The organism is Methylomonas paludis, from assembly GCF_018734325.1.
Lineage (GTDB): Bacteria > Pseudomonadota > Gammaproteobacteria > Methylococcales > Methylomonadaceae > Methylomonas > Methylomonas paludis.
Genome location: NZ_CP073754.1, coordinates 1,724,975 through 1,742,032, shown reverse-complemented (window position 1 = coordinate 1,742,032; position 17,058 = coordinate 1,724,975). Strand labels below are relative to the sequence as shown.

At 49.6% G+C, this 17,058-nt stretch carries 15 protein-coding genes; 8 read left to right on the top strand and 7 right to left on the bottom strand.

Annotated features, from left to right (window positions below; genetic code table 11):
* Window positions 1–26: 26 nt before the first annotated feature.
* Genes KEF85_RS07925 through msuE form a run of 4 tightly spaced genes read right to left on the bottom strand, consistent with a single transcriptional unit; the run spans window position 27 to window position 3,652 of the window.
* Window positions 27–797 (bottom strand): ABC transporter ATP-binding protein, encoded by a 771-nt coding sequence (locus KEF85_RS07925; RefSeq protein WP_215585086.1) that lies wholly within the window; start codon window positions 795–797, stop codon window positions 27–29.
* Window positions 794–1,936, bottom strand: coding sequence for an AMP-binding protein (locus KEF85_RS07920; protein WP_215584766.1), 1,143 nt, complete (start codon window positions 1,934–1,936; stop codon window positions 794–796). Before KEF85_RS07920 ends, KEF85_RS07925 begins: the two co-directional genes overlap by 4 nt.
* Before the next feature lie 26 nt (window positions 1,937–1,962).
* On the bottom strand, window positions 1,963–3,051 hold the full coding sequence (sfnG, locus tag KEF85_RS07915; RefSeq protein ID WP_215584764.1) for a dimethylsulfone monooxygenase SfnG: 1,089 nt from the start codon (window positions 3,049–3,051) through the stop codon (window positions 1,963–1,965).
* 52 nt (window positions 3,052–3,103) lie between these two features.
* Window positions 3,104–3,652, bottom strand: a complete 549-nt coding sequence (gene msuE, locus KEF85_RS07910) for an FMN reductase (protein WP_215584762.1) — start codon at window positions 3,650–3,652, stop codon at window positions 3,104–3,106.
* Window positions 3,653–4,004: 352 nt separating this feature from the next.
* Between msuE and KEF85_RS07905 the strand changes: the two genes are divergently transcribed.
* From KEF85_RS07905 to KEF85_RS07895, 3 genes are all read left to right on the top strand, one after another.
* Window positions 4,005–4,301 carry a type II toxin-antitoxin system RelE/ParE family toxin gene (locus KEF85_RS07905; RefSeq protein WP_215584760.1) on the top strand — a complete coding sequence of 99 codons (297 nt, stop codon included), beginning with the start codon at window positions 4,005–4,007 and terminating at the stop codon, window positions 4,299–4,301.
* 1 nt (window position 4,302) lies between these two features.
* Complete coding sequence (locus KEF85_RS07900; RefSeq protein WP_215584758.1) at window positions 4,303–4,602, top strand: addiction module antidote protein; 300 nt, start codon at window positions 4,303–4,305, stop codon at window positions 4,600–4,602.
* Window positions 4,603–5,298: 696 nt separating this feature from the next.
* On the top strand, window positions 5,299–5,670 hold the full coding sequence (locus KEF85_RS07895; protein WP_246535078.1) for a helix-turn-helix domain-containing protein: 372 nt from the start codon (window positions 5,299–5,301) through the stop codon (window positions 5,668–5,670).
* Window positions 5,671–6,264: 594 nt separating this feature from the next.
* Here the strand turns inward: KEF85_RS07895 and KEF85_RS07890 are convergent.
* The 3 genes from KEF85_RS07890 to ssuD are packed head-to-tail and all read right to left on the bottom strand — an operon-like array spanning window position 6,265 to window position 9,480.
* Window positions 6,265–7,116 (bottom strand): amidohydrolase family protein, encoded by an 852-nt coding sequence (locus KEF85_RS07890; RefSeq protein ID WP_215584756.1) that lies wholly within the window; start codon window positions 7,114–7,116, stop codon window positions 6,265–6,267.
* 18 nt (window positions 7,117–7,134) lie between these two features.
* Entirely contained in the window at window positions 7,135–8,337 is a 1,203-nt protein-coding gene (locus KEF85_RS07885; RefSeq protein WP_215584754.1) for an acyl-CoA dehydrogenase family protein, read from the bottom strand.
* A 3-nt stretch (window positions 8,338–8,340) separates the two neighbouring features.
* Entirely contained in the window at window positions 8,341–9,480 is a 1,140-nt protein-coding gene (gene ssuD / locus KEF85_RS07880; RefSeq protein WP_215584752.1) for an FMNH2-dependent alkanesulfonate monooxygenase, read from the bottom strand.
* 352 nt (window positions 9,481–9,832) lie between these two features.
* Between ssuD and KEF85_RS07875 the strand changes: the two genes are divergently transcribed.
* The 5 genes from KEF85_RS07875 to KEF85_RS07855 all read left to right on the top strand — a co-directional run bounded on the left by KEF85_RS07875 (window position 9,833) and on the right by KEF85_RS07855 (window position 17,021).
* Entirely contained in the window at window positions 9,833–11,044 is a 1,212-nt protein-coding gene (locus KEF85_RS07875; RefSeq protein WP_246535077.1) for an acyl-CoA dehydrogenase family protein, read from the top strand.
* Entirely contained in the window at window positions 11,041–12,171 is a 1,131-nt protein-coding gene (locus KEF85_RS07870; protein ID WP_215584750.1) for a sigma-54 interaction domain-containing protein, read from the top strand. The genes KEF85_RS07875 and KEF85_RS07870 overlap by 4 nt, the downstream gene beginning before the upstream one ends.
* 471 nt (window positions 12,172–12,642) lie before the next feature.
* Entirely contained in the window at window positions 12,643–13,848 is a 1,206-nt protein-coding gene (locus KEF85_RS07865) for a bifunctional 3,4-dihydroxy-2-butanone-4-phosphate synthase/GTP cyclohydrolase II (RefSeq protein ID WP_215584748.1), read from the top strand.
* A gap of 241 nt (window positions 13,849–14,089) precedes the next feature.
* Window positions 14,090–15,574: an OprO/OprP family phosphate-selective porin gene (locus tag KEF85_RS07860; RefSeq protein ID WP_215584746.1), complete on the top strand. Its 1,485-nt coding sequence runs from the start codon at window positions 14,090–14,092 to the stop codon at window positions 15,572–15,574.
* A 211-nt stretch (window positions 15,575–15,785) separates the two neighbouring features.
* The gene (locus KEF85_RS07855) at window positions 15,786–17,021 is read left to right on the top strand and encodes an SfnB family sulfur acquisition oxidoreductase (protein ID WP_215584744.1); all 1,236 of its coding nucleotides are present in this window, start codon (window positions 15,786–15,788) and stop codon (window positions 17,019–17,021) included.
* Window positions 17,022–17,058: the final 37 nt, after the last annotated feature.

Below are 17,058 nucleotides of genomic sequence, written 5' to 3'. Positions count from 1 at the left end.
CCCTCGCACCACACACAGCCACAAAACTAATGCTTGGTCCCCAAATAAGCCGCAATCACCTCCGGATTGTTGCGCACCTGTTCCGGCGTGCCGTCACCGATTTTTTTGCCGTAATCCAGCACCACCACATGCTGAGCCAGCGACATCACCACGCCAATATCGTGCTCTATCAGCACAATGGTGGTACCAAATTCGGCCTGGGTATCCAGGATAAACCGGCTCATCTCCTGTTTTTCCTCTCTATTCATACCCGCCATCGGCTCATCCAGTAATAGCAGTTTGGGTTCGGCGGCCAAAGCCCGGCCCAGTTCCACCCGCTTTTGCAGGCCGTAGGGCAAATTACCGACCAAACTGTTACGCCATTGCTGAATCTGCAGAAACTCAATAATCTCTTCAGCTTTTTTACGTTGCACCAAGGCTTCCCGTTTGGCACGGCCCAGATTAAACACCTGTTCCAGCCAGTTGCTTTGCACTTTTAAATTGCGCCCGGTCAGCACGTTATCCAGTACACTCATGCCTTTAAACAAGGCAATATTTTGAAAGGTACGGGCAATGCCGCGTTCGGCGGCATGATGCGGCTGCATGATATGCCGGGTTTCACCGTCATAACTGATAGTCCCCTCGTCAGCCTGATATACCCCGTTAATCACATTCAGCAGCGAACTTTTACCGGCGCCATTGGGGCCGATCAGTGCGCAAATTTCGCCGGGAGCCACCGCAAAACTGATGTTGGTAATGGCTTTTACCGCTTTAAACGATAGGGAAATATGCTCCAGTTTCAATAAGGCTGTGCTCATGATTTTGCTTCCAGTGCAGCGGCTGTTTCAAAAACAGGGTTCGCCAGCTTTTCCGGGCCGGCTGTTTGCCAGTTTTTCAAATCCGGCCAGGGTTTGACCTGGACACCAATAGCCGTCAGCAATTGAGCGGCCTGTGGGCTTAGTTTTTCCCCGACAATCAAGGGTACTCTGGCGCGGCTTAAACCCAGTACATCGCGCAAAGGCCGGATGATCAGGATCTGGCTTAACCACAGGCGCAAGCCACTCGACTGTTCACTGCCGGCCAAAGCCCAGTCCACTACGGCCCGCCCAGGCGTACCCGGCAGCGGCAGGCGCTGGTTGACCAGTTCTGCCAAACGCTGATAGCTGAGCCGGGTGCCGGCCACCAGGGTTGGCCCCAGTTCGCGCCGGTCGATATCCCTGGTATTGAGATTTTCCGGAAAATTTAATTTAAATCCGGCCAGCAACCAGGGTGCCAGTAAATAGCGGGTATGACCGCTGGCGGCAAAAGCGCGGGCCGCCAGAGCCTCTTCCTGATCGGTTAAAGCTTCCTGAGCGATTAATTTGCGGCCTTGCGCCAATAGCTCGCTATGCGTCAACACCTGTTGTTCAATTTGCCGCTGCAGGTTCAGCCGAAAAAACCGGAAGGCTGGTTGATCAGGTTCCGCCAGAGGATGCAGGTTAATACTGCCCTGCCCGGCTGCTGTCAACTCTGCGTAGCGTTGCAATACGCCATGCCCATAGGCTGATAAACCGCGCCGATTTGCATAAATCAGCAAGCGCTGGCCCAGATTCAGGCTTTGCACCAGATCAACCTGAGCCTGAGCCTCGGCAAACACAAATTGGGCTTGTAGTTGCTGCAATATAGTCAGGGTATCAGCAGTCTCACTAATATCTAACAGCGCAGCATAGCCGCCTAGCCATTGTGCCGCCAAGGCCAGCAGCAAGGCTTCCGGTCTGGGCTCAGAAAGTAGATATAACGTATCTCCCCGGCCAAACCCACGTATCTGCAGCGCCGCGACCAGGCTGGCTATTTCCTGGTGTAGCTCAGCCCAGGATTTTTCTTGCCATATCCCCAGCTGTTTATGGCGGATGGCTATCTGCTGCCGGCGCTGGCCGGCCTGAAAATTAAGCCAGGCCGGTAAGGTATCCACTGTCATGATCGAGTGTTTGGTTTTGATGAAAATCAGGCGGCTTTAGCCGTTTTACGGGCTTCCAGTTCCCGCACCAGCGGCAGCACTTTTTCGCCAAAGTAAGCCACTTCTTCTTGAAAATGCAGAAAACCGGACAGAATCAAATCCACGCCGACTGCTTTTAAGGCCACAATCCGTTCGGCAATTTGCTCGGGTGTACCGATCAGATTGGTTTTAAAGCCATCGTTGTACTGCACCAAGTCTTCAAAAGTGGATTTGGCCCAGTTGCCCTCGCCTTCCGGACTGGCGGCACCGGCCTGTTTAACTTCATGGCCAAAGGCATTAACCGCTTCCGGGTTGGCTTTTTCAATAATTTCGGCCAGCACGGCTTGCGCTTCGGCTTCTGTATCACGAGCAATGATGAAAGCATTGACCCCAATTTTGACTTTATGATTATTAACAGCCGCCTTGGCCTTAATATCATCGATCTGGGCTTTAATGCCTTCCACGGTATTACCGTTGGTAAAATACCAGTCCGATACCCGCGACGCCATATCCCGCGCAGCCCGTGAACTACCGCCCTGGAAAATTTCCGGATGCGGTTGTTGTAAGGGTTTAGGTTTTAATGAGTAGTGGTTGTACTGGTAAAAATCACCTTTATAGCTAAAGTCATCGGTAGTCCAGATGCCCTTCAACACGTCGATAAATTCTTCCGAGCGGCGATAACGCTCGTCATGCTCCAGCCAGGGCTGGCCTATGGCATGAAACTCACCTTTAAACCAGCCGGAAACGATATTCACGGCAATCCGTCCGGCCGTTAATATATCAATAGTGGCAATCTGTTTAGCCACCACCACCGGATCCCAGGGGCCGGGCAAAATGGCGGCGATCACTTTTAATTTAGTGGTGCCGGCCAGAATGGCGTGGGAAAATGACACTGATTCATGCTGATATTCCGCGCCGTAACCGGCGGTAAAACGAATCTGGCTCAGGGCATACTCAAAGCCGCTTTGTTCGGCAATTTTGGCCAGTTTTAAATTGTAATCAAACTCCCAGCTGGTGCGCTGCTCAATATTGCTGACCACCAGACCGCCGCTGACATTAGGCACCCAGTAAGCAAATTTGATGTTTTCTGCACTCATAATCTATCTCTCCATTATCTTTAAATTTATTTTTGAAACTGTCAGTGTTTAATTACTGGCCGGAACGGGGTTTAAGAAACGGTAAAGCTCTGCTAACAGCCAGTTCAATGCGTTCATCGAGAGCTTTGCTGGCAACTTTGTAATCCACAAAATCCGCTTCAGTGCCGTATACGCCAATCGGCAAGGTCAGGGCCTGGAAAAAACTGAACAAGGGGCGTAACTGATGATCAATAATCAAGGCATGTCGATCACTGCCGCCGGTTGCCGCCAGTAAAACCGGTACATCGATTAAAGAGTCCTGATGCACAAAATCAAACAAGTGCTTGAAAATGCCAGTATAGGTGGCTCTATACACCGGTGTAGCGACCAGCAGAAAATCAGCGGTTTCGATGGCGGCGATATCATTTTGAATCGCTTCCGGCAATTCGCTGCGACTGGCAGCCGCGCCGAGTTTGGCGCTGATCTGACCTAATTCGATCAGATGCAAATCAATTTCAATACGCTGGGCAAAACGGGAAGTCAGCGCTTCCAGCAGCGCCAGGGTTCGGGATGGCCGCCCCACACCACCGGAAACAGCGGTCACTTTTAACTTAACACTCATATTAACTCCTTGATACATGCTGCTTAGTAATCGCCTGTCGCTCGACAGGATTTCTTACTATAGATAGTGCAGATTATGTGCCAATTTATTAATCATTTAAAATCAATTAGTTGTGGTATGCAGCTTAAATTAAACCAAGATCAATATCCGGCATATTGCTGCTGCTTCGCTGCTCTGGCAGCAGTTGTTCTATTTGGTTGAGGGGGTAGCTATGAAAATGCTACAACTTAAACTGATTGATCATAAATAAGGTCATTCCATTAAGCTCAAAAAATTGTTCCATTCCCTTGATATTCAATAGTTCAAGTCAAATAAAACTTGATAAGTGTATCTAAGTGAATACAATATCACTATGACAATAATCCGCACACTGCCACAGTTTGATATATGGTTGTCTAGCATCAAAGACAACATGACGCGCATCCGATTGGCACGTAGACTTGTCCGTGCTCAACAGGGCCAGTTTGGTGATGTGAAGCCGGTTGGGGATGGCGTTTTTGAAATGCGTGAGCATTTCGGGCCTGGTTGGCGAATGTATTATGTACAACATGGCGATGTGGTGATTGTGATGCTGGGCGGCGGCGATAAAGCTACACAAGCCGCCGATATTGCTAAGGCCAAGCGTTTGGCAGATACGTTGGAGGATTAGAATGACCAAAAAAATTAGTGTGGCAAGCTTGCCGGAATTTGATATAAGCAGCCTACTCGATAACGATGCCGCTATCAGCGAATATTTGTCCCAAGTTCTGGATGATGGTGACAGCGAAGAGCTGCTGCGCGCTTTGGGCTATATTGCAAAAGCTAAAGGCATGTCATTGATTGCCAAGGAATCAGGACTGGGACGCGAAAGCCTTTATAAAGCCTTGTCTCCCGGCGCCAAACCTAGATTTGACACAATTATGAAAGTCATTAAGGCCTTGGGTGTCAAACTTCATGCTGAAACAGTTTGAGATAGACTACAGATTGCGGAACTCAACTAAAGTGAGATGTGTCTTGCAAACTAAACAAATCAGTGAGTCGCTATTTTTGCGAAAGCTTGTTTAGGGGCATCCCAGCCCCAACAAGCGGCAAAAATTACGCGACCGCTAATGCCTCCGGCGGCCCCGATTCGTCCTCCTCACCTCGTTCCGACCCAACAAGGGGATCGGAACTTCGGCTCCAAGTGACTTGACGGCGTTTCGCGATGCCTTGCAGGTTTTCTCCGCTTCGCTTCGAAAACCCGCCCGGCGCTACGCCTATCGGGGACTAAAAATCTTCGCTCCACTTACGTTCCGCTTCCAAGATTTTCAGCGAGCGTGCTGTTATTATACGTCATTGACGTATAATATACCTACAGATGTACACCATTATTGAAAACACCACTATTCACACATGATTCAAAGTCTATTTGGAAAGAAGACGAACGTGGAGAATTTTGCGCTTGGCTTATAGAGCATCCAGAAGTGGGTACAGTAGTTCCGGGTTCTGGGGGGAGTGCCGAAAAATCAGGTGGGCTCGTGAAGGAACTGGAAAACGTAGTGAGGTTAGAGTGATCTATTACAATCGTCTGGCGCATGGCGAAATTCACTTGCTGGTGATTTATGCAAAGAATGTGCAAGGCAATATCTCAGGGCATTAATTAAAAGCCATTAAGGAGACTATTAGCAATGTCTAAATCAAATACCACTATGACCGGTGAAGAACTAGGTGAAAAACTTCTGGAATCTGTTAGGCAGATGCAGGCAGGAGTTTGGGGCAGAAAAACTGAGTATTTACCCCAAGAGGATGGCAAAATTCGCCGATTGGTTACATTAGCCGATGGTACAGTAGAGAATGATGAAATAATGACTGTAGCAGCCAGCACAAGAATCAATACTGGATTAACTCAGCGCCAGTTTTCTAAGTTGCTTGGTGTTTCTGTCCGTACATTGCAAGAATGGGAACAAGGCCGGAGACAGCCGACTGGAGCCGCAAAAACATTGTTCAAAATTGCCGAGCGTCAACCAGAATTACTAAAGTCTTTAACACTCGATTTTTAATTTTCTTTGATGATACTTACTCGATTTTAAACGAGGTCAGTTCACTTTTTTCAGTTTAGATTCTGATAAAATTGGTTCCGATGCTACTGATTTTGGTTGTTTCCAATTAAATGCTGGGTATCGCTTTGCTCTACCCAGCCTACGCGCTGGCGTTGAGAGGCTGTCAGCGTGGGTTGTGGAATTTGGGCTTCGGGCATGGTGTTTCTCCGGTGAGTTTAGTCGCCGGATAGTTTCTCAGATCGCCACGCGGATTTTTAGATGGGGTTCGTTAAGGAACCTCTGATTAATGCAGTTTTTCAAGAAAAACCAATCAGCAAGGCATTGATTTTATTGGTACCGAAATTCGAGATAACGAATTAATCAGAGGTTCCTTAAGCCTTTACCGTGATTTTATTAAGTCAATTGCAAGTAACAATGAAATCGGCAATCAAGAATCAATTCGTCAAAAATTGATTGCAAACGACCTAGTTGAAAACTATACGACACCATTCAGAGTTAAAAATCAACCATGAATAACTGCACCGCAAAATTGATAAAAATGGGAGCAATAGCTCGCGCTAATACATCAACACATGCCACCAATTTCCCCAAAACTCAAATATTAACCTTCAAAACCCGCTCCGCTGTTTTATAAAACAATTTATCCAGTATACTGTCCTTAAACCCCAGTGCCGCAAAGTCATCGACAGTTTGTTTCATTTCCCGGAACGGATAGGATGAGCCGAATAATAGCTGATCGGCCAGGAAGCTGTTGGCTGCTTCTACATAAAGCTTGGAACCCGGCTGAAAGATATACATATCCGGTACTAAATAAATATTGGTGTAGCGTAGTGCTGCGCCTATTACTTCGTTTACAAACGGGTAATAGCCGTGGAAACAGATTATATTCAGTGCTGGATATCGTCTGGCCAGTCTGGCCAAAGCATTGGGATGGGCGTAATCAAAATCCGGGGTGGTGGGGCCACTCATCAGGCACACTGGCACATCAAAGGCAATACAGGCTTCATAGACCGGAAAAAACACTGGATCATCCACTTGCAAAGCGGGCTCAGCAAAGCCTGGTTCAATGTTGATGGCCTTAAAACCCAGCTGATTAATGGCCCGGTCAATTTCCGCCAGCGCGTTTTCCACGCCCCGGCTTTGAATATCTACCGAACCCAGACCGACCAGCTTGGGGCTTTTACTGACCAGTGCTGCTATTTCATCATTGTTGATGGTCAGGCTAGGTGTTTCCCGGCCTACCACCACCGCTTTGTCGATACCGGATTGCTCAATTTCGGCCAGAAACCCGCCCAGTGTGTAAGAGCGTTTAAAATGTTCGATGTTTTTCGAACCCACCCGCTGATTCAGCCATTTGGCGGTTTCATAGCCGGGGCTATCCGGGGTGGCCCCGAAAAAGTCGTGTAAAAACGCCGGACGACTGCGCATATCGATAATTTTTGACATAAACTTCCTTAATTGTTGTTATGAATAAAAGCTGTGCGCGGGATAATTGCCGTTAAGCGCCCAATCGCCCAAATCTTTTAATTTGTAATCCACCGGGTCATGCAGGGTGTAGACGCGCAGATTGCGCCAGAACCTATCCATGCGCAGTTTGGCAGTGGTGGCTCTGGCCCCGGACACTTCAAATATCCGCGAGGTGACATCCAGACCGGCTCTGGTGATATTGACCTTGGCGGAAAACACCGCAATCGCCGCTGCACCGCGTTCGGCAGCTGTTAAATCCAGGCCTTTTTGCCAGGCCTGATCCAGCCGCAGTGCCGCCTGATCGGCCAGTTGCCGGGCGGCATCGACGCTGGCCCATAATTCGCCGTAATGCAACAGGGTGTATGGGTCTTCCTGGATGTTTTTAGCCAGTGACCCAGACCACACCCGCGAATTGGTGCGGGTATAGTTCACCGCTTCTTGTAAAGCACCTTCGGTAATGCCTAAATAGATATTGGTAAATATCAGCTGAGCAATCACCGAACGCAGGCTGGAGAACGGCGAACTCAATGGGCCGGGATTGATTAACAACTCGTCTGGATAGACCAGCAAGTCTTTAAATTCTATGCTGCCGCTATCGGTTTGGCGCTGGCCCATATTGTCCCAGTCATCGCGTAAATCAATACCGGCACGCTGGGTGGGGACGGCGGCAACAATAAATTTCTGGGTATCCGCTTCTATGGCCGAGACGATCAGCCGATCCGAATCAATGGCCCCGGAACAAAAGCTCTTGAAGCCGTTGAACACTAAATTTTCGCCATCGTGGGTAGCCAGGGTGCGATTGTCCAGTGGATTTAACGCATTACCCCACCACCAATTTTGCTGGGCGGTTTCTGTAAACAGGGTTTGCCATTGCTGTTCAGTGCCGTATAAGCGGATGGAAGCCAGCATCAGCGACTGAAAGGCAAACACATGCGCCAACGAGCTGTCGGTTCTGGCAAAGGTACGGATAATCTGATAAATGTCCGCCCAGGAACTGCCGTGTCCGCCGTATTCCAGCGGAATTAACAGCTTAAGCAGGCCGCTGTCCCGCACAGCCTGACGCTGCTCCAGCGGGGTGCCGCCAATTACATCGCGTTCGGCGGCGGTTTCATAAAAATAACGGCTTAATTGCTCGGCCTGTTCCTGTAAATGTGGCCTTAGGCCTGGGCTAAGCCCGCGTGTTTCGCCAACGAAAGTCATTATTTATTTCCCTTGAGAAGCTGTTCTTGGTTGGGCGGCACCAAATGGCCCGGTTAGATTGGTTTTAATACCGGTATCAAGTTGAGAATCAAGCTCGACCGGCAATAAGGGAAACAGCAGCTCGGCCACCCGGTAAGATTCTTCCAGATGTGGATAACCGGAAAAAATAAAATAATCGATACCCAGCGCCGCATATTCCTTGATACGCTCCGCGACTTCCTGCGGATTGCCCACCAGCGCCGTACCGGCCCCGCCTCGCACCAGCCCTACCCCGGCCCACAAGTTGGGCGCAACCACTAGATGATCGCGTTTGCCGCCATGCAATTCGGTCATTTTCTGCTGGCCTACCGATTCAAAACCAGCCACGGCAGCCTGCGCAGCGGCAATGGTTTCATCGGTGACGTGGGCAATCAGTTCATCAGCCGCTGCCCAGGCAGCAGCACTGGTTTCCCGGACGATAACGTGCAACCGGATGCCGAATTTGACCTTGCGACCCAGTTTGGTGGCTGCGGCACGCACCTGCTCGATTTTTGCCGCCACCGCAGCCGGTGGTTCGCCCCAGCTTAGATACACATCAATATGTTCGGCGCTGAGTTGAATAGCTGCCTGCGAAGACCCACCCAGAAACAAGGGTGGATGCGGTTGCTGCTGACTGCCCGACGGCAGGCTGGCGCCTTTGACTTTGATATACTCACCGTCAAAATCCAGCACTTCCCCGGCCAGCACCCGTTTCCAGATGTTTAAAAACTCGCCGGCTTCAGCATAGCGCTGGTCGTGGCTTAAAAAACTGCCATCAGCCTGCTGTTCAGCCGGATCGCCGCCGGCCACTACATTAATCAATAAGCGCCCGCCGGATACTCGATCCAATGTTGATGCCATACGCGCCGAAACCGTAGGCGAAGTAAAGCTGGGTCTTAATGCCACCAGAAATTTAAGCTGTTTGGTCTGATTAATCAGCGCAGCCGCAATTACCCAGGGATCTTCACAGGCGCGTCCCGATGGTACCAGCACGCCTTTAAAGCCAAGATTGTCGGCGGCCTGGGCAATTTGCCGCAGATACGAATAGGTTACCGGCCTGACGCCCAGTTCGGTGCCGAGGTAGCGGCTATCCCCATGTGTGGGTAAAAACCAAAATATTTCCATTTAGAATACCTTTTCAAAAAAGAGAACTTCCCTCTCCTTAGCGCAAATAACATGCCAGTCAGTTTTCTTGACAAAACAGCTGATCCAGCATGACTTGATGATTCAGTATGCTGCTCTATAAGCATCCCTGCACGATCACTGCTGCTACAGCAGCATACTCGCTGATCCCTAAAATCTTGAGTGGCGGTCAAAACTGAGGTGTGATGGTTTTGAATCGCCACTTTATTGTCGACAAGCTATGATTTTGTTGCTGCGTCAGCAGCGGTTGTTGCTGTGCGAGCAGCACACCTACATGTCTACAACTGGCACTATTATTGCTTTGATATAGGTGGACAACTTATTGGAAACAGCCTTGAATATACAAACACTGGCACGAGACACCACTATCAATCAGGAAGATGAGCCGGAAAATCCGTTTGAAATTGCCAAATACCTGTCCGAGCAATTTGCCCAGACCGCTGCTCAACGTGATTATTTGGGTGGAACCCCAAAACAGGAGCGTGACGCTATTCGGCAAAGCGGCTTATTATCTTTGATTATCCCTAAACAGTATGGCGGTCTGGGCGCGGACTGGTACCAGACCATGCAGATTATTCGCGAGATAGCCAAAGCCGACAGCTCAATTGCGCACGTATTCGGCTTTCAGCATCTGATGCTGGCCACCGTACGCCTGTTCTCCAAACCGGAACAATGGGAACCTTGGTATGAACAAACCGCCCAGCTTAACTGGTTCTGGGGTAATGCCCTAAACCCGTTGGACGAACGCTCTATCGCCAAATCCTTTCCGGGTTGGTTTGAATTTTCCGGCAAAAAAAGCTTTTGCTCCGGTGCAATAGATTCGGAAATGCTGATAGTCTCGGCCCGAGCCAAAACCGATGCCAAGCTGCTGATCGCCGCCATTCCCACCGGTAGAACTGGCGTGACAGTGATACAGGACTGGGACAATATTGGTCAGCGCCAAACCGATAGCGGTAGCGTCAATTTTGAGAAAGTACGCGTGGAACAGAATGAAATATTGGCCGATCCTGGGCCTTTAAGTTCGCCGTTTTCCTGTCTGCGCTCGTTGGTTGCCCAATTGATTCTGACCAATATTTATCTGGGCATTGCCGAAGGCGCTTATCAGGATGCTCGGCAATATACTTTATATGAAGCCCGGCCCTGGCATACCTCCAATCTGGAGAGCGCCCAGCACGACCCTTATGTGCTCAGTCATTACGGCGAGTTCTGGGTGGGCTTGGAAAGCGCCAGAGCCTTGGCCGATATTGCCGCGCAAAAACTCGATCAGGCCTGGCAGAAACAAACGGCATTAACTGAGGCCGAGCGTGGCGATGTGGCAGTAGCTATCAGTGTGGCAAAAGTGCTGGCTACCCGTACCGGCCTGGATATTACCAATAAAATGTTTGAAGTCATGGGTTCAAGGTCTACCCACGGCGGCTTAAGAATGGATCGCCATTGGCGCAATTTGAGAACACATACCTTACATGACCCGCTGGATTATAAAATAAAGGAGCTAGGCGAATGGGCATTGAACAATTCTTACCCAAAACCGACGTTTTATTCATGAATAAAGTAAACAATCACTTTTTTGATTACACGCCTGGACAGCAAGCCGAGCCAGCCAGAGTAGAAAAACCGGCCAATCTGCTGACGCTGCCCAATCCTCATGAATTGACGACCTCGATTAGAGCCACGGCCCAAGTCTTTGAAGATCCAAAATCAGTGGCCCTGCTCAACCGCATCCGTATGATCGCCCCCAGCGATGCCAATGTGCTGGTGATCGGAGAAACCGGCACCGGTAAAGAGCTGATCGCCCGCTATGTACACGAATTAAGCAACCGTAAGGACAAACCGTTTGTGGCGGTTAACTGCGGGGCTTTTTCAGAAAGCCTGGTGGAGAGTGAATTATTCGGCCATGAAAAAGGCGCATTTACCGGTGCCTTTTCCAGTAAGGTAGGCTGGTTTGAAGCCGCCAATACCGGTACGCTGTTTCTGGATGAAATCGGCGATCTGCCTTTGAGCATACAGGTTAAACTGTTGCGGGTTCTGCAAGAGCGCGAAGTGGTCAGACTGGGCGCCAGAAAACCGATCCCCATCAACGTTAGACTGGTGGCGGCCACCAATGTGCGCCTGGAAGAAGCGGTGCTGGCCGGTCATTTTCGCGAAGACTTGTTTTATCGCCTCAGAGTCGCCCATCTGGAACTACCCACTCTCAGAAACCGCCCCGGCGATATTATTCCGCTGGCCGAATATTTTGTCTCGGAATACCGCAGACGCCTGGGCTATAACGAAATCAGGCTGGATGAAGATGCCAGAAACAAATTAATTAAACATTCCTGGCCAGGCAATATCCGCGAACTGGAAAACGTGATTCATCACGCTCTGCTGATTTGTAAAAACAATATCGTTCGCAGCGAAGACCTGCAGCTTTCCAGCATCCAGTTGCAAAAGCCCAGAGAAAACCCCGGCACAGGCTCCGGCAGTGATGGTAATAGCCGTCTGAATGACGCACTTTACCAGTTATTCGAAGCCGGCCAAAGCGGTCTGTACGATCACCTGGAAGAAAGCATCATCCGCGCCGCTTACAATTATTGCCATAATAACGCCGCCCAAACCGCCAAGCTATTGGGTGTCAGCCGCAATATCGTCAGAGCCCGGCTCATCAAAATGGGAGCCATCAACGCCCTCAGATAAGCACTCCGCTGTTTGCCCAGCTCCCTTTTTGACTAAAGGGGGCCATCTTGAAATGCTGCTGAAGCAGCATTTGTCTTATCAGCTGCTGCGAGTGCAGCATTCAAGCAACACATCAAATATATTACCTAATATTAAACAAAGCCTTAACACATGGCATGTTACCTGCAATATCCATAAAAAGGTCGCACAGCGACTCCTAGCTGCCGCAGGCCGATGTTAATCCCGTATGCCGCGCCGAGCACCGCAGCTTGGGCCGGGAAAAGTCCGAAGGGGGGCGCCTGTCGGTGCGGATACCGACATTAAACCGGCCTCGCGATAGCGTTTCCAAATTAATAATCTTCTAAATAATGATTAAGTTAAATCACGACTGATGCGCTTCACTTCGTTCAGCACATCCTATATCCCTGGCAAAAAGAAGCATCTGAAACAACAACGCAAGAATCAACAATTACACAACCCACACCCTACCCCATGACCAACAACTCAGTAGAATCCGCCATCCTCGCCATCCGTAATGGCGATTTCGTCGTCGTAGCCGATGACGCCCAACGTGAAAATGAAGGCGACCTGATTATCGCCGCCGAAAAAATGACCCCGGAAAAAATGGCTTTTCTGGTGCGCTACAGCAGCGGGGTCGTTTGCGTTTCGCTACCCGCTGCGCGTATAGACGCATTGGGATTGGAACCCATGGTCGCTCGCAACACCGACCCGCACGGCACTGCATTTACCGTGTCCGTGGATTTAAATAAAGGCACCAGCACTGGTATTTCCGCAGCTGATCGTAGCGCCACCATCCGCGCTCTGGCCAACCTGAATACCACGGCGGCTGATTTCGCCCGCCCCGGCCATGTCTTCCCATTACGCGCCAGAGAGCATGGTGTATTGGCCAGACCCGGTCATACCGAAGCCGCCGGGGATTTAGCCCGTCTGGCCGGTTTATATCCGGCTGGTGTGCTGTGTGAAATCGTCAATGACGATGGCACCATGACCCGTGGCGAAGCCTTGCGGGCATTTGCCGAACAACATCAGTTACCCTTTATCCAGATCGCCGATTTAATCGCTTATCGCCGCCGTAACGATCAACTGGTGGAACACCTGTCCGAAGCCCGATTGCCCACCTCGGCCGGCATTTTTACCGCCCATGTCTACCGCTCAATACTGGATGGCTCCGAACATTTGGCGCTGGTAAAAGGCAAAATCGTCGGACAGCAAAACGTGCTGGTGCGGGTGCATTCGGAATGTTTAACCGGTGATGTGCTGGATTCCTTACGTTGCGACTGCGGTAACCAGTTAAAAATGGCGCTGAATAAAATCGAGCAAGCCGGCAGCGGTGTGCTGGTGTATCTGCGTGGCCATGAAGGCCGTGGCATAGGTCTGGCCCACAAGCTGCGTGCCTATGAATTACAGGATCAGGGCCGCGATACGGTACAGGCCAATCTGGATCTCGGTCTGCCGGTTGATTCGCGGAGCTACGATGTTGGTGCCCAAATTCTCACCGATCTAGGTGTCACCACCTTACGGTTGATGAGCAATAATCCGGCTAAATTTACCGAACTGGCCGGCTACCGTCTGAAAATTGTCGAGCGGGTGCCGCTGGAACCGGTGCCGAATAGTGAAAACATCCTGTATTTACGCACAAAATCCGAGAAATTGGGACACATGCTCAACTTGGCCTAAATATAGTCGCCTTGATTCCGCGTTGCTGCATCGAGGTTACGCTGGTTTTATTAACCAGCGCCCATCTAGCGGCAGCAATTCAGCAAATGCAGGAAAAAACAGCATTTAGATATTTATACAGATTGAATAATTTAGGTAAAAAACACATATAACTATATGAAATAAAACAATATATATTGTGATGGCACACTTAATGCCCTTATAGAGACAGGTTATCTCTAAATCAAAAAAGGAAGCATTAATGAACACGTTAAAATTACCTCGACATTTACGACCAGCCACCCGCAAAAGTTTTATCCGGGATTATTACGCCACCATCAGCAAAGGCCTTGGCTATTCGCTGATGCTGGGTTATTTGTTATCGCCGGGTGTAGTGCTGGCCAAAGATGACAATAGCGAAATCCGCAAACTGCGCAAGCAAATGGAAGAATACCAACAGCAAATTAAAGTTACTAATGAGCGCCTGTTGGAAATTGAAGCGAAGGAAGCTTTACGTGCTGCTAATACCAACCAGCCTGATAACAGCCTGACGGGTAATAGCGGCAATGGTAAGACCGCCAGTAACGGCGTAGCCATCGATACACCCACCGCTAAAAAGCGTAACGTGCAGGAAGAGCCGGAAATCGAAAATCCGGATACCGCCAAAGTACCTAGCGGACATAGACTAGGCGGCTTTTACGATAACGGCTTTGTGTTAAGAACCAATGACAACCGCTACTCGCTGGCGATTAACGGTCTGGTGCAATCGCGTTATACCTTAAACCTGCCCAGTAAAAATGCCGGCAGCGATAACCAGGGTTTTGATCTGGCCTTAGGCAGGTTATTTTTCTCTGGTACTGCCTTTGATCCCAACCTGTCTTATTTCTTTTTCTATCAAAGCAGCACGCTTAACAATACCAACCGCGTTGATACCATAGACTGGTGGGGTAAATATCAGCTGGGTAATCTGGGTATCAAAGCCGGTCGTATTTTGCCGCAATTCTCCAGACAGTTTTATACCGATATCGGTAAATATCTGTTCATGGACTTGCAACAACCCGAATACGCGTTCAGCTTGCAACGTACACCAGGTCTGGAATTCAACTGGAAATCCGGCAAATGGAATACCAGTCTGACTGTGGGTAATAGTGTCAGAGCGCTGGACTCGGTAAGTCAGCAAAATGTCGGTACCAAGCTGGCCGGGATAGGCCGGGTAGTTTATGACATTCTCGATCCTTACACCTATGTACAGGAAACCATCACCGATAGCGTAGAAACGCCGCAATTATCCTTGGGCGGTGCGATTGGTTACAACCCGGTTGACGCCAATTCCGGCCTGCAAAATACTGTGATGGGTATGGATACTTATACCGGTACTGCCGACATTGGTTATCGCTATAAATTATTCAATACCGAAGCGGCATTTTTTGCCCGTCAGGATCACGACCCGCACAGCATCAATTCAGCCAAGGCCACCAGCAACAACTATGGCTGGTACTGGCAAGCCGGTTATTATCTGGTACCGAAACGGCTGGAACTGGCTGGTACCGCCAATCAGGTGTTGTTTGAACATCAAAACGGCAGCCCCTATAAAAATCAGACGATAGGCTCAGTTGGTCTTAACTATTATTTCTATGACCATCACTTTAAATTGCAGACCGATTACAGCCATATCTCCGGAGATGACTGGGCGGGACAATCTCTGATCGACAACCGGGTGCGGCTGCAAGGTCAGGTGTATTTCTAGTGCTTGGCTAAGCTTGCTGCGTCAGCACCCAACTACCGTGGTTTGGTCTGCTGCGCAGTAAGCAAGCGATCAGCAAAATAGCGCTGCTTCAGCAATTGTCAGGCAGCAAAATTTAGACAAGTCAATAAAAATCATGCTGTTACGAAATGGCATGTTCAATGCGTAACAGTATAAAAGCTATCTTTATCCCATACATTTTTAGGAGACTATCATGTCATTATCAGCCAGCGCCGCTGCCGCCAGTCAGGTGGAGATTACGCCAAGAGCACCGGCACACATTATTAAAACCGATGCGGAAGCCATTAAAATTGCCAAAACCATTGCGGCAGAGATAGGCAAAGAAGCCGCCCTGCGCGATCAGGAACGCCGCCTGCCCTACCAGGAAATTGATTTGTACTCGCAAAGTGGTTTGTGGGGAATTACCATACCTAAAGAATATGGTGGTGCCTTTGTTTCCAACACCACGTTAGCTGAAGTGGTCAGCATCATTTCCGAAGCTGACCCCAGCATCGGTCAGATCCCGCAAAATCATTTGTATATGATAGAAGCTATTCGCCTGGACGGCAGCGAATTTCAAAAAAGATATTTTTTTGATTTAGCCTTGAAAGGCATCCGCTTTGGCAACGCCTTTTCTGAGATCGGTACCCGGCAGGTCACTGATGTCAAAACCAGGCTCACCCCGACTAAAGACGGTTATTTACTGTCAGGCAAAAAATTCTATTCCTCTGGTGCGCTGTTGGCCGACTGGGTGCCGGTAGTGGCTAAGGATGAAAATGACAACACTGTGGTGGCTTTTGTCAAAAAAGGCTCAGCCGGCCTGAACGTCATCGACGACTGGTCCAGTTTTGGCCAACGTACCACCGCCAGCGGTACCACCATTCTGGAAAATGTGTTTGTACCAGCCGATTTTGTCTTGCCCCATCATTTGGCTTTTGATAACCCCACTACGATGGGGCCGGTCGCTCAGATCATACAGGCGGCAGTTGATACCGGTATTGCTCGTGCAGCGCTTAAAGATACGCTGCATTTTGTGCGCAATTACACCCGGCCCTGGATAGATACCGATTTACAGCACGGTTATGAAGACCCGTTGACGCTGAAAGATATCGGTAATCTGCAAATTCAGGTACATGCCACTGAAGCGCTGTTAAGCCGGGCCGGCACCGCCATAGATGTGGCTCAGCAAAACCAGAATGAAGATACTGTTGCTGCCGCCTCGATTGCTGTAGCCGAAGCCAAAATATTCAGCACCGAAACCGCGCTATTGGCCGGCAGCAAATTGTTTGAATTAGCCGGTACTCGTTCCACCCTGGGTGAATACAATCTGGATCGGCATTGGCGCAATGCCCGTACCCACACCCTGCATGACCCGGTGCGTTGGAAATATTATGCTATCGGTAATTATGCCTTAAACAATATCAATCCACCGCGTCATCCCTGGTTTTAAATCAACCAGCATCAGCTCAGGGTAAAACCTGAGCTGA

What these genes read in the sequence shown, in the direction of transcription:
- KEF85_RS07925 (WP_215585086.1), bottom strand. Translation starts at nt 797, where the DNA reads ATGAGCACAGCCTTATTGAAACTGGAGCATATTTCCCTATCGTTTAAA.
- KEF85_RS07920 (WP_215584766.1), bottom strand. Translation starts at nt 1,936, where the DNA reads ATGACAGTGGATACCTTACCGGCCTGGCTTAATTTTCAGGCCGGCCAG.
- sfnG (WP_215584764.1), bottom strand. Translation starts at nt 3,051, where the DNA reads ATGAGTGCAGAAAACATCAAATTTGCTTACTGGGTGCCTAATGTCAGC.
- msuE (WP_215584762.1), bottom strand. Translation starts at nt 3,652, where the DNA reads ATGAGTGTTAAGTTAAAAGTGACCGCTGTTTCCGGTGGTGTGGGGCGG.
- KEF85_RS07905 (WP_215584760.1), top strand. Translation starts at nt 4,005, where the DNA reads ATGACAATAATCCGCACACTGCCACAGTTTGATATATGGTTGTCTAGC.
- KEF85_RS07900 (WP_215584758.1), top strand. Translation starts at nt 4,303, where the DNA reads ATGACCAAAAAAATTAGTGTGGCAAGCTTGCCGGAATTTGATATAAGC.
- KEF85_RS07895 (WP_246535078.1), top strand. Translation starts at nt 5,299, where the DNA reads ATGTCTAAATCAAATACCACTATGACCGGTGAAGAACTAGGTGAAAAA.
- KEF85_RS07890 (WP_215584756.1), bottom strand. Translation starts at nt 7,116, where the DNA reads ATGTCAAAAATTATCGATATGCGCAGTCGTCCGGCGTTTTTACACGAC.
- KEF85_RS07885 (WP_215584754.1), bottom strand. Translation starts at nt 8,337, where the DNA reads ATGACTTTCGTTGGCGAAACACGCGGGCTTAGCCCAGGCCTAAGGCCA.
- ssuD (WP_215584752.1), bottom strand. Translation starts at nt 9,480, where the DNA reads ATGGAAATATTTTGGTTTTTACCCACACATGGGGATAGCCGCTACCTC.
- KEF85_RS07870 (WP_215584750.1), top strand. Translation starts at nt 11,041, where the DNA reads ATGAATAAAGTAAACAATCACTTTTTTGATTACACGCCTGGACAGCAA.
- KEF85_RS07865 (WP_215584748.1), top strand. Translation starts at nt 12,643, where the DNA reads ATGACCAACAACTCAGTAGAATCCGCCATCCTCGCCATCCGTAATGGC.
- KEF85_RS07860 (WP_215584746.1), top strand. Translation starts at nt 14,090, where the DNA reads ATGAACACGTTAAAATTACCTCGACATTTACGACCAGCCACCCGCAAA.
- KEF85_RS07855 (WP_215584744.1), top strand. Translation starts at nt 15,786, where the DNA reads ATGTCATTATCAGCCAGCGCCGCTGCCGCCAGTCAGGTGGAGATTACG.